Origin of the sequence: Micromonospora echinofusca, assembly GCF_900091445.1 — a bacterium.
In the GTDB taxonomy this organism is placed as follows: Bacteria; Actinomycetota; Actinomycetes; order Mycobacteriales; family Micromonosporaceae; genus Micromonospora; species Micromonospora echinofusca.
Window position 1 is genome coordinate 2,355,445 of sequence record NZ_LT607733.1, and the last position, 12,056, is coordinate 2,367,500.

Consider the following 12,056-nt stretch of genomic DNA (forward strand, 5'->3'; position numbering starts at 1 on the left):
GTTCGTCGCCTGTTCGATATGGGGCAACGGTAGGTTTCACGATTTATGCGAGTCAATGAGTAGCGTGTGCAAAAGTGTTGCAATTGATCCGATCGGCCGGTATCGTCCCGACCGCCCTGGGTCGGGATAGCGCCGCTATATCCGATATGGACCCGCGTCAGGCGGGCGGTTCAGTTGCAGTGCGTTGCGGTCCCTCCTCCCCGGTCAGGTCCCTGCGGTGCGGCGCCACCGCCCACGGCACCGCCAGCTCCGACAGCAGCGCCCCCTCCTCGGCCGCCCGGCGCAGCAGCCGGTTGATCCCGCGCACGGTCAGCACCCGCTGCGGGCCGTCGCCCGTGGCGGTGACCAGGTCGCCGCCCAGCGGGGTCGGTTCCGGTGCGGTGGTGACCGCCTCCAGCACCGTGGTGAACGGGGCGGTCCGCGCCAGCGGCGCGATCAACGGCACGCCCGGATCGGCGCGGTAATCGAGGAGGTTCTCCAACAGCCCGCGCCGGCCGGGCACCTCGCGCGGCCGGGCGTCGCCGGGCAGCAGCAGCCGGTCGGTCGGGTACTCCAGCACCGCCCGGCCGGCGGTGCCGGTCACGATCACCTCGCCGGCGACGAAGTCCTCGCCGGCCAGGGTCACCGCCGCGACGATCGGCGGTCCCGAGCGGGACGACACCCGCAGGGTCGCGGTGTCGTCCACCTCGATCGGCCGGACCCGGTAGCGCTCCACCTCGATGCGCGCGGGCACCACCGGCCCGTCCCCGGCGGCCTCGGCGGCCGCCAGGCACTGCATGACGGCGTGCGCCAGCGGGTTGGCCAGCGCGCCGTCCAGCACCGGGCGGCCGTGCAGCGTCCGCCGTCCGGCCCACGGCGCCCGCGCGTAGTAGGCGTCGGAGCGCTGCCAGGCCGCCACCGTCGCGATGCCGGTGACGGTCCCGAGCCGCCCGGCCCGCACCGCGTCGGTCAGCTCCGTCAGCGCCGCCGAGCCGAGCGCCTGGAAGCCCACCTGGCACGCCCGGCCCGTCGCGGCGAGGGCGTCGGCCAGCTCCCGGTGCTCGGCGGTGGACAGCACCGGGGGCTTCTCCAGCAGCAGGTCGGCGCCCGCGGCGAGCACGTCCAGCGCGATCGGCAGGTGGGTGTGCGGCGGGGTGCAGACCACCACCACGTCCGGCCGGGCCGTGCGCAGCATCTCCCGGTGGTCGGTGTGGACCGCCGTGCCGTCCGGCACCGGCGCCGCCGGGTCGTCCTCGATCGGGCGTACGTCGACCAGGGCGACCAGCCGCAGCCGCCCGGCGGCGTGCAGGGGGGCGACGACCCGCCGGTGCCAGCGCCCGTGCCCGTTGGCCCCGACGACGGCGACCCGGGGCACCGCGCCGGGCGGTGGCGGCCCGGCCCGTCCCGGCGCGGCGGCCGTCACCTGGCACCCGCCAGCGTCGCGGCCACCCCGTGCCGCTCCAGGGCGGCCAGCCACCCGGCCACCTCGGCGCGTACGTCGTCGTCGGCGGCCACCTCGGCGGGGAAGACCTCGCGCAGCCCGAACACCGCGTCGACCGCCCCGGCGGGGGTACGCGGGGCGGCGGCGAGCGCCGCGCGGATCTCCTCGGCGAGCGGATCGGCCAGCGGCAGGAGGCTGCCGTCGTCGGCGTGGCCCTGGGCGAAGCGCAGCCAGGCGGCCACCACCAGCGTGGCCCAGCGCGCCGACCGCCCGGCGGCCCGCAGGTCGGCGATCGTGTGCAGGACCCGCTGCGGCAGCTTCTGCGAGCCGTCCATCGCCACCTGGAGGGTGCGGTGGCGGATCGCCGGGTTGGCGAACCGCGTCAGCACCTCCTCACCGTACGCGACGACCGAGACCCCCTCCGGCGGGTCGAAGCTCGCCGCCACGTCCTCGGCGACCAGGTGCCGCAGCACCGTCGTCAGGTGCGGCAGGGCCAGCGCGTCGGCGATGGTCTCCCGGCCCGCCAGCGCCCCCAGGTAGGCGGCGGCCGAGTGCACGCCGTTGAGGGCGCGCAACTTCAGCCGCTCCCAGGGCCCCGCGTCCGTGGTGAGCACCGCACCGGCCCGCTCCCAGGCCGGCCGGCCGCCCGGGAAGTCGTCCTCGATCACCCACTGCCGGTACGGCTCGGCCACCACCGCCGCCAGGTCCGCCACCCCCAGCGCCCGCTCGGCGTCGGCGAGGGTCTGCGCCGTGCTGGCCGGCACGATCCGGTCGACCATCGTGCCGGGGAAGCTGACGCACTCGCGTACCCAGTCGGCCAGCGGCTCCGGCACCCGGGCGTACGCCACCGACTGCTCGACCAGTCCGCGCAGCCGGCGGCCGTTCGCGGGCAGGTTGTCGCAGCTGACCAGGGCCAGCGGCGGGCCCTGCGCGGCGGCGCGGGCCAGCAGCCCGCGCAGCAGCAGGCCCGGCACGGTGGCTGGCACCCGGTCGGTGCGCAGGTCGGCGGCGACCTCCGGGTCCGGGCGCAGCCGCCCGGTAACCGGGTCGAGCTGGTACGCCTTCTCCGTGACGGTGAGGGTGACCACCCGGATCGCCGGGTCGGCCAGCAGCGCCACCACGGCGGCGGGGTCGCCGGCGGCGTGCCGCGTGCCCGCCAGCGCGCCCACCACGCGGGTGTGGCAGCCCTCGCCGCTGCTGGTGGTGACGCTGAACAGGTTGTCCTGCGCGGCCAGCGTCGTCACCACGTCGGGATTGCGCGGCGCGACGCCGACGATGCCCCAGTCGCCCCCGGCGTGCGCCATCGCCTCCTCGGTGTAGACGGCCTGGTGGGCGCGGTGGAACGCGCCCAGCCCGAGGTGGACGATCCCGGCGGGCGCGCTGCCCGGGCGCAGCAGCGGGCGGCTGTCGGTCGGCACCCGGCGCAGCGTGCCGAGACCGAGCCGGGCGGCGCCGACGCTCACCGCCACACCGGCCCGTCCGGGAAGCGGAACTCGGCGATCGACTCCGGCCTCATCGTGGAGCTGTAGCCGGGGGCCGTCGGCAGCAGGTAGCGCCCCTCGCGGGTGCGCACCGGGTCGACGAAGTGCTCGTGCAGGTGGTCGACGTACTCCACCATCCGGCCGTCGAGGCTGGTGCCGACTCGCAGGTAGTCGAAGACCGCCAGGTGCTGCACGTACTCGCACAGGCCCACGCCGCCGGAGTGCGGACAGATCGGCACCCCGAACTTCGCCGCCATCAGGATCTCGGCGAGGACCTCGTTGACGCCGCCGACCCGGCAGGCGTCGATCTGCATCACGCCGATCGCCTCGGCCTGGAGCAACTGCTTGAAGATGACCCGGTTGGCGGCCACCTCACCGGTGGCGACCCGGCACCGGCCGTCGGTCAGCTTCGTCACCGCGCGCGCGATCCGGGCGTGCCCGAGGATGTCGTCGGCGTGCGTCGGCTCCTCGATCCAGTACGGGTCCACCTCCGCCAGCGCCGTCATGTTGGTGATCGCCTCGTCGACGTCCCACACCTGGTTGGCGTCCATCATCAGCAGCGCGTCCGGCCCGATCTCCTCCCGGATGATCCGCGCCCGGCGCAGGTCGTCGGCGGGCGGACCGCCGACCTTCATCTTCATGGCCCGCCAACCCTCGGTGTACGCCTGCCGGGTCAGCGCCCGGACCTTGTCGTCGGGGTAGCCCAGCCACCCCACCGACGTGGTGTACGACGGGAAGCCGTCGCGCTCCAGCCCGGCGCGGCGCTCGTCCAGCCCGATGAGCCCCTTGTCGAGGATGGCCGCCGCCTCGTCCGGGGTGATGGCGTCGGTGATGTGGTGGAAGTCGACGCTGGCCACCAGCTCCTCGGTGGGCAGCTCGGCGAGCAGCTGCCACATCGGCTTGCCGGCCAGCTTGGCGCGCAGGTCCCAGACCGCGTTGACCAGCGCGCCGGTGGCCATGTGGATGACCCCCTTCTCCGGGCCCAGCCAGCGCAGCTGCACGTCGGCGCTGAGCGAGCGCCAGAACGCCACCGGGTCGGCGAAGATCTCCTCGACGGTGCGGCCGGTCACGTGGTGGGCGAGGGCCTGGATCGCCGCGCAGGTCAGCTCGTTGCCGCGACCGTTGGTGAAGGTGAACCCGGCCCCGGTGACGCCGGCGTCGGTGCGCAGCTCGACGTAGCTGGCCGAGTAGTCGCCCCGGTTGATCGCGTCCGATCCGTCGCCGGCGGCGGCGGTCGGGAACCGCACGTCGTGCACTTCGACGGCGGTGACGGTGACAGTCACAGGAGGTTCTCTCCGATCTTGAAGACCTTCTTCGGCAGCCGGTACGCCAGGTCGACGATGGTCTCGGCGGCCTCGTCCTCGCCGAGGCGGTGTTCGGTGACCAGCCGGGCCAGGTAGGCGGCGTCGACCCGGCGGGCCACGTCGTGGCGTACCGGGATGGAGCAGAACGCGCGGGTGTCGTCGACGAACCCGGCGGTGTTGTAGAAGCCCGCGGACTCGGTGACCGACTCGCGGAAGCGGCGCAGCACCTCCGGCGAGTCCAGGAACCACCACGGCGCACCCAGGTACAGCGCGGCGTACCCGCCCGCCAACGGCGCGAGTTCCCGGCTGAAGGTGTACTCGTCGAGGGTGTAGAGCACCACCCGCAGCCGAGGGTCGTTGCCGTACGCGTCCAGCAGCGGGGTCAGCGCGTGCAGGTACTCGGTGGCCTGCGGCAGGTCGCCGCCGACGTCGCGGCCGTGCCGGGCGTACAGCCAGCGGTTGTGGTTGCGCACCGCGCCGGGGTGCAGCTGCATGACGAGCCCGTCGTCCAGCGACATCCGGGCGAACTCCAGCAGCATGTGCGCCCGGAACGTCTCCGCGTCGGCCGCGTCGGCGAGCCCGCGCAGGCCCTTGTCGTACAGGCGCGCCGCCTCGTCCGCGCCCAGCGCCAGGGTGCGCGCGGTGGGGTGGCCGTGGTCGGTGCAGGTGGCGCCGGCCGCGATGAAGGCCTCGCGCCGCCGGCGTAGCGCCGCCAGGTAGCCGGCGTACGTGCCGGTGTCCTCGCCGGTGATCTCGCCGAGCCGGGCGACGTTGCCGGCCCAGCCGTCGAACTCCATGTCGGCCACGTTGTCCGGCCGGAAGGTGGTGATCACCCGGCCGCCCGGCCCGCCCCAGCCGTCGGCGGCGAGCTTGGCGTGCTGCCCGAGGTCGTCCAGGGGCGACTCGGTGGTGGCGAGCACCTCGATGCCGAAGCGCTCGAACAGCGCCCGGGGCCGGAACTCCGGCTCGGCGAGGCGGGCCGCCAGCTCGTCGTAGACGGCGTCGGCGGTGGCCGGGGAGAGCGGGGTGCGCACCCCGAAGACGTCGGTGAAGGTCTGCTCCAGCCAGAGCCGGGAGGGGGTGCCCCGGAACAGGTGCCAGTGCGCGGCGAAGCGCCGCCAGATGGTGCGCCCGTCGGGCTCCGTGGGGCTGCCGTCGACGGTGGGCACGCCCAGCTCCGCCGGGGGGACGCCCTGGCTGAGCAGCATCCGGGTGAGGTAGTGGTCGGGCACGATCAGCAGCCGCGCCGGGTCGGGGAACGGGCGGTCCTCGGCCAGGATCGCCGGGTCGACGTGCCCGTGCGGGGAGATGATCGGCTGGGGCGCGGCGAGCGCGTACAGCCGGCGGGCCACCGCGCGCTGCGCGGGGTCGGCGGGGAAGAGCAGGTCGGTCGTGGGCACGGATGGGGCTCCTCGGAAGGTGTGCGCGGCTCAGGGGAGGTCGAGCAGGTCGGCGACCCGGACCGGGGCGCCGGTGGTGAAGGACCGGTTCGCGGCCAGCCCGGTGAGCAGGGCGAGGGCGCCGTCGCGGGCAGTGGCCGCCCGCCCCATCGGGTCCGCTTCGCCGCCGATCAGCACCCGCGCCATCCGGGCGTCGGCGCCGCCGTGCCCGGAGCGGGTGTGCCCGGTCACGGGTACGACCCGCGGCGGCGCCCAGAACGGCCGCAGGGTCAGCGTGGCGGAGCCGGCCTCGGCGGCGGCCTCGTCGCCGTGCAGCGCCGCGCCCTTGAGCGCCCCGGCGGACGCCGGGCTGACGTGGTCGCTCTCCACGACCTCCAGCTCCAGCCGGCCCCGGCTGCCGTTGACCATCACCCGGTAGCCCTCGTAGGGGGCGTACGCGGTGAGGTGGTAGGTCATCGTCGCCCCGGTGGAGTAGCGCGCCAGCACCGCCATGTCGTCCTCGATGTCCACGCCCGGGGCGAACACGTTGCGGTCGCGCCGGTAGCCGTCCTCGGCCTCGGCGTCGAGGTAGAGCTCGCGCAGCTTCGGGTGCGCGTCGAGGCGCAGCGCGAACGGGTCGTCGGCGGCGGCGGGGGAGCCGTGCGCCCGGTCGTAGTCGCGCGCGTAGCCGTGCCGGCGGCCGGCCTCGCCGTAGAAGAACAGCCGGCCGGACGCGTAGACCTCGACGGGGGTGGCGTCCAGCCACCAGTTCACCAGGTCGAAGTGGTGGCCGGCCTTGTGCACCATCAGCCCGCCGGAGTGCGCCTTGTCGCGGTGCCAGCGGCGGAAGTAGTCGGCGCCGTGCCGCACGTCGAGCAGCCACTCGAAGTGCACCGAGCCCACCTCGCCGACGGCGCCCTCGGCCAGCAGCTCGCGCAGCCTCTCGTGCAACGGGTTGTAGCGGTAGTTGAACGCGACCCGTACCTGCCGGCCGGTGTCGGCGACCGCGTCGAGGATCCGCCGGCAGCCGGCGGCGTCGACGGTCATCGGCTTCTCGGTGATGACATCGCAGCCGGCGCGCAGCGCCGTGTCGACGTGCGCGGCGTGGGTGTCGTCCACGCTCGTCACCACCAGCACGTCGACGCGCTCCTTGCCGAGCATGGCGGCCAGGTCGTCGGCCCGGTACGTCGGCACCGGCGGGTGCCCCAGCTCGCCGAGCCACCGGTTGTGGGCGTCCATGCGGGCCTGGTTGACGTCGGCGAACGCGACGAGTTCGGCGGTGTCGGCGTGGTCGCGCACCAGCGCCCGGACGAACATCTCGGCGCGCGAGCCGGTGCCGACGAGGGCGTGGCGGACCCGCTGACCGGTGCTGGACGACATGGCGACCGCCTCCCGTGTTGCTGCAAAGGTTTGCAGCGAAATAACCACGAGCCGCCTGGCGGCGTCAACGATCGATGCCAAACCGGCGGCATAGATCCGCTTTGATGGGCATTTGAGCGCATGGTGGGAGCGCGGCCGAAACGCATCTGTAACCATCGGCCGTTGACACCGGCACAACCGTTTGCATTAATTGGCGACACCTGACGTGACCCCAGCCACACTGGACGAAGGGCCCCGCCGTGCCAGCCACCATCCGAGACGTCGCCCGGGCCTCCGGCGTGCACATCTCCACGGTCTCCCGCACGTTCTCGGCCCCGCACCTGGTCAACCCGGAGACCCGGGGCCGCGTGCTGGCCTGCGCCGAGGAGCTCGGCTACCGGCCCAACCGCGCCGCCCGCGCCCTGATCACCGGCCGTACGCACAACATCGGCCTGATCATCGCGGACATCGCCAACCCGTTCTTCCCGCCGCTGATCAAGGCGGCGGAGAGCCAGGCCCGCCAACGCGACTACCACGTCTTCGTGGCCGACACCAACGAGGACCCGATCGCCGAGGAGGAGCTGGTCCACGCGCTGGCCAAGCAGGTGGACGGGGTGCTGCTGTGCAGCCCGCGAATGAGCAACAGCATGATCGAACAGCTCAGCCGCGAGGTTCCGCTGGTGGTGATCAACCGGCAGGTCGCCGGCCTGCCGTGCGTCACCATGGACGTCGGGCAGGGCGCCCGCTCGGCCGTCGAACACCTGCTCGGCCTCGGTCACCGACGCATCGCGCTGCTCAGCGGGCCGCGCGGCTCCTGGACCAGCCGGGAGATCCGCCGGGCGGCCGGCGTCGCGGCGCGGGCCGGCGGCGCCGAGTTCACCGTGCTCGGGCCCAACCAGCCCACCGAGACCGGCGGCGCGGCCCTCGCCGAGCAGGTCCGCCGCAGTGAGGCCACGGCGGTCCTCGCCTACAACGACCTGATGGCGATCGGCCTGATCGAAGGGCTCGACACCCTCGGGTTGCGCGTCCCGCAGGACGTGAGCGTCGTCGGCATCGACGACATCGCCCTCAGCCGGCTCACCCGGCCCAAGTTGACGACGGTGGCCACGCCCAACGCGGCCGCCGGCCGGACGGCCGTCGACATGCTCCTGCAACACGACACCGTCGCCGCCCGTGGCTCACGCGGCGGTCGGGGTGTCACGAGCGACGACCGTCGTACCACCGCACAGGTAATGCTCCAGACCGAACTGGTCATCCGCGACTCGACCGCCGCCGCGCCGGCGGACGGTCGGAACCGTCCCGACGCCGAGTTGGTCGTCCCGGGCCCGCATCGCCTTGCGGGCCCGGGTCGCCCGACCGCGGCCACCGGTGGCGTCGTCGCCTCCTAACGCCAAGGAGTGAGCGCACATGCACCCCGCCACGCCCCCCACCACTGGCACGCCGGCCGTGCCCGTTCACCGTACCCCCGTCCGCCGACGGCGTTTGATCCGCGGCATGCTCGCCGCGGTCGTCGCCCTACCCCTGGTCCTCGGTGCCGCCGGCTGCGGCGGCGACGAGGATGCCAGCACCGACCCGAACGCCCCGGTCAAGCTCTCGGTCTTCTGGTGGGGCGGTGAGGCCCGGGCCAAGCTGACCGAGGAGGCCCTCGCCCTCTACACCAAGAAGCACCCGAACGTCACCTTCGAGAAGACCTGGCAGGCCAACCAGGGCTACTTCGACAAGCTGGCGACCCTCACCGCCGGCGGCAACCCGCCGGACCTGTTCCAGATCGACGACAACTACCTGGCCGAGTACGCCTCCCGCAGCACCACCCTCGACCTGACGCCCTACAAGGACTCCGGCGACCTCGACGTGTCGAAGTTCCCGAAGAGCCTCTGGCAGTACGGCGTGGTCGACGGCAAGCTCGCGGGCCTGGCCTCGGGGGAGAACACCCAGGGTCTGGTCTACAACAAGACGCTGCTGACGAAGAACGGGCTGCCCGAGCCGACCACCGGGATGACCTGGGAGGAGCACATCGCCTGGGCCGAGCAGGTCGCGAAGAAGACCAAGGTTCCCGGCACCCAGGACCCGAGCGCCGACTACAAGGCGTTCTGGGTGTGGCTGCGCCAGCAGGGCAAGGACCTCTACAAGGGCAGGGAGCTCGGCTTCACCGCCGAGGACGTGACGAAGTGGTTCGACCTGTGGAAGGGCGCCCGGGACCGGGGCGCCACCCCGACCCCCGACGTCATCCACGAGGGCAACGCCACCGACATCACCAAGCAGCTCGTGGTCACCGGCAAGGCCGGCACCAGCTGGGTCTGGGTCAACCAGATGCCGGAGCTGAAGAAGAACACCAAGGACGAGCTGGGTGTCATCGCCTACCCGGGCGACCCGAGCGCCCAGTGGGCCCGCGCCTCCATGTACTGGTCGGTCTTCAAGGGCAGCAAGCACAAGGACGTCGCGGTCGACGTGATCAACTTCCTGGCCAACGACCCCGAGGCGGTCAAGATCCTCGGCACCGACCGGGGCCTGCCGTCCAACCTGGACCTGCGCCGGGTGGTCAGCGACGACGTCACCGACCCGGCGATGAAGCAGTCGATCCAGGTGGAGTCCGACCTGGCGCAGAAGTTCGGCGAGGCGCCGCAGGTGCCGCTCAAGGGGCACAGCAAGGTCCGCGCCGAGCTGATCAAGGCCGCCGAGAACGCGCAGTACGGCCGGATCAGCTCCGCCCAGGCGGCGGAGCAGTTCATCGCCGCCTGCAAGTCCGCCATCGCCTGACCTGACGCTACGGAGAGGAACCGGCTCGTGGCTCTGACCACGGCGCCCGACCCGACCCGACGTACCGGATCCGTCCCGACCCCCGCCGACAGGCGCGGGGTCGGGCGGACCCGGCACGGCGACGGTCTGGCCGGCTACGTCTTCCTGTCGCCCTGGCTGCTCGGCCTGATGGCCGTCACGGCGATACCCATGCTCCTGTCGCTCTACCTGAGCTTCACGAACTACGACATCCTCACCCCCTTCTCCGAGGTGGAGTGGGTCGGATTCGCCAACTACGAGCGGATGTTCACCGCCGACCCGTCGTACTGGCACTCGGTGCGGGTGACGCTCACCTTCGCCCTGGTCGCCGTGCCGCTGAAGCTGGCGGCCGCGCTCGGGGTGGCCCTGCTGCTCAACCGCGCCTGGCGGGGCGTCGGGCTGTTCCGCGGCCTGTTCTACCTGCCGTCGCTGCTCGGCGGCAGCGTCGCGCTCGCCATCGTCTGGGTCAACATGTTCAACCGCGAGGGCGCGTTCAACTCGCTGCTGGCCGTCGTCGGCATCGAGGGCAAGCCGTGGGTCAACGACCCCGACTGGGCCCTGGAGACCCTGATGGTGCTCGCCATCTGGCAGTTCGGCGCGCCCATGGTGATCTTCCTGGCCGGTCTCAAGCAGGTGCCGACCGAGCTCTACGAGGCGGCCTCCGTCGACGGCGCCGGCAAGTGGCGGCAGTTCGTCGCCGTCACCCTGCCGATGCTCTCGCCGGTGATCTTCTTCAACCTGGTGCTGGAGACCATCAACGGCTTCCAGGGCTTCACCGCCGCGTTCGTGCTCAGCAACGGCACCGGCGGCCCGGTCGACTCCACCCTGATGTACACGCTGAACCTCTACATCACCGGCTTCACCGACCTGGAGATGGGCTACGCCTCGGCGATGGCCTGGGTCTTCCTGGTCGCCATCGCGATCATCACAGCGATCTTCTTCAGCACCGGGCGGTTCTGGGTGCACTACTCCGACGGGGAGGACCGGTGACGGCGACGGCAACCCCGGTGACGCCGGCGGCGACCGGCCCGCGGCGTCCGCGCCGCGCGGGCGGCGGGCAGGCCTTGCGCCTGCTCATCCTGATCGCGATCGTCGCGGTCGTGCTCTACCCGCTCTTCTGGATGATCGGTACGTCCCTGAAGAGCCAGGAGGAGATCGTCAACAACATCGGCCTGCTGCCGAACGAGTTCACCCCCGGCAACTACGCCGACGGCTGGACCAACTTCGACTTCAGCTTCGGCCGGTTCTTCCTCAACAGCGCGATGGTCAGCCTGCTGACCGTGATCGGCAACGGCGTCTCCTGCCTGCTCGCCGCGTACGCCTTCGCCCGGCTGCGGTTCCGGCTGCGTGGCGTCTGGTTCGCCGTCATGATCGGGACGCTGCTGCTGCCCGGTCACGTGCTGATCGTGCCGCAGTACATCCTGTTCCGCAGCCTCGGCCTGGTCGGCGGCGAGTGGCCGTACCTGCCGCTGCTGATCCCGCAGTTCCTGGCCACCGAGGCGTTCTTCGTCTTTCTGATGGTGCAGTTCATGCGGGGCATCCCGCGCGAACTCGACGAGGCCGCCAAGATCGACGGGGCGAACGCCTTCGGCATCTTCCGGCACGTGATCCTGCCGCTGAGCCGACCGGCGCTGGTCACCACGGCGATCTTCTCGTTCATCTGGACCTGGAACGACTTCTTCCGCCAGCTCGTCTTCCTCTCCGACCTCGAGGACTACACGGTGCCGGTGGCGCTGACCCTGTTCATCGACTCGACGAGCCAGAGCGCCGTCGGCCCGATGTTCGCCATGTCGGTGCTGTCGCTGCTGCCGGTGTTCCTGTTCTTCGTGGCCTTCCAGCGCATGCTGGTGGAGGGCATCAACACGAGCGGGCTCAAGGGATGAGGCCGCACCCCGACGCCGGGCCGGGCCCGGACGACGCGCCGGCCCGCCGCGACTGGCGCGACGTGCTCACCGACGCCACGGACCTGGCCGTGCTCGGCGTCGCCCTGACCCTGGCGGCGCTGCCGGTGGTCACCGCGGCGGCGTCCGTCGCCGCGGCGAGCGCGGCGGTGCACGACCGGTACAGCACCGGATCCTGGCCCTCGGCCCGGCAGAACCTGACCCGCTACGGCCGGGCCCTGCTGCCCGGCGCCGGGGTGAGCCTGCTGGCGGTCGCCGCCCTCTGGCTGCTCGCCGTGGACGTTGCCGCGCTGGCCGGCGGCCGGGTTCCCGGCGGGGCACCGCTGCTCCTGGTCACCGTCGGCGTGGCCGCCGCCCTGGCCGGGTACGCCGCGCTGGTCGTGGTCGAGGTCGGCCGCCGCGGCGGGCGCGGGTGGCGCGCCGCCGCCCGCGCCGCG

10 protein-coding genes (1 of these 10 running past the window's edge) are annotated in these 12,056 nt (G+C 72.8%); 5 read left to right on the plus strand and 5 right to left on the minus strand.

Translation table 11 applies throughout. The features are described from left to right. Positions 1-157: 157 nt before the first annotated feature. From GA0070610_RS10430 to GA0070610_RS10450, 5 genes are read right to left on the minus strand one after another with little or no spacing between them, the layout of a single operon-like run. Positions 158-1,402 (minus strand): Gfo/Idh/MocA family protein, encoded by a 1,245-nt coding sequence (locus tag GA0070610_RS10430; protein ID WP_231926048.1) that lies wholly within the window; start codon positions 1,400-1,402, stop codon positions 158-160. Further along, the gene (locus GA0070610_RS10435) at positions 1,399-2,889 is read right to left on the minus strand and encodes a mannitol dehydrogenase family protein (RefSeq protein WP_172896513.1); all 1,491 of its coding nucleotides are present in this window, start codon (positions 2,887-2,889) and stop codon (positions 1,399-1,401) included. The genes GA0070610_RS10430 and GA0070610_RS10435 overlap by 4 nt, the downstream gene beginning before the upstream one ends. After that, positions 2,880-4,184 carry an enolase C-terminal domain-like protein gene (locus GA0070610_RS10440; protein WP_088999840.1) on the minus strand — a complete coding sequence of 435 codons (1,305 nt, stop codon included), beginning with the start codon at positions 4,182-4,184 and terminating at the stop codon, positions 2,880-2,882. The genes GA0070610_RS10435 and GA0070610_RS10440 overlap by 10 nt, the downstream gene beginning before the upstream one ends. Then, positions 4,181-5,605, minus strand: a complete 1,425-nt coding sequence (uxaC, locus tag GA0070610_RS10445; protein WP_088999841.1) for a glucuronate isomerase — start codon at positions 5,603-5,605, stop codon at positions 4,181-4,183. The genes GA0070610_RS10440 and uxaC overlap by 4 nt, the downstream gene beginning before the upstream one ends. A gap of 30 nt (positions 5,606-5,635) precedes the next feature. Beyond that, on the minus strand, positions 5,636-6,964 hold the full coding sequence (locus GA0070610_RS10450) for a Gfo/Idh/MocA family protein (protein ID WP_088999842.1): 1,329 nt from the start codon (positions 6,962-6,964) through the stop codon (positions 5,636-5,638). Between the two features lie 239 nt (positions 6,965-7,203). Here GA0070610_RS10450 and GA0070610_RS10455 point away from each other — a divergent pair, with 239 nt between their 5' ends. The 5 genes in view from GA0070610_RS10455 to GA0070610_RS10475 are tightly spaced (at most 27 nt apart) and all read left to right on the plus strand, a layout consistent with a single transcriptional unit that may run on beyond the window. After that, entirely contained in the window at positions 7,204-8,331 is a 1,128-nt protein-coding gene (locus GA0070610_RS10455; RefSeq protein WP_088999843.1) for a LacI family DNA-binding transcriptional regulator, read from the plus strand. Between the two features lie 19 nt (positions 8,332-8,350). Beyond that, the gene (locus tag GA0070610_RS10460; protein WP_088999844.1) at positions 8,351-9,700 is read left to right on the plus strand and encodes an ABC transporter substrate-binding protein; all 1,350 of its coding nucleotides are present in this window, start codon (positions 8,351-8,353) and stop codon (positions 9,698-9,700) included. A 27-nt stretch (positions 9,701-9,727) separates the two neighbouring features. After that, positions 9,728-10,708 (plus strand): carbohydrate ABC transporter permease, encoded by a 981-nt coding sequence (locus GA0070610_RS10465; RefSeq protein WP_088999845.1) that lies wholly within the window; start codon positions 9,728-9,730, stop codon positions 10,706-10,708. Then, positions 10,705-11,601: a carbohydrate ABC transporter permease gene (locus GA0070610_RS10470; RefSeq protein WP_392567298.1), complete on the plus strand. Its 897-nt coding sequence runs from the start codon at positions 10,705-10,707 to the stop codon at positions 11,599-11,601. Before GA0070610_RS10465 ends, GA0070610_RS10470 begins: the two co-directional genes overlap by 4 nt. Next, on the plus strand, positions 11,598-12,056 hold the 5' portion of the coding sequence (locus GA0070610_RS10475; RefSeq protein ID WP_088999846.1) for a hypothetical protein. The gene runs 180 nt beyond the window's last position; the window shows 459 of its 639 coding nt (coding positions 1-459); it begins with the start codon at positions 11,598-11,600; its stop codon lies beyond the right edge, outside the window. Before GA0070610_RS10470 ends, GA0070610_RS10475 begins: the two co-directional genes overlap by 4 nt.

Excerpts from the sequence above, each read along its gene's own strand:
- GA0070610_RS10450 (WP_088999842.1), bottom strand. The coding sequence starts at position 6,964 with ATGTCGTCCAGCACCGGTCAGCGGGTCCGCCACGCCCTCGTCGGCACC.
- GA0070610_RS10460 (WP_088999844.1), top strand. The coding sequence starts at position 8,351 with ATGCACCCCGCCACGCCCCCCACCACTGGCACGCCGGCCGTGCCCGTT.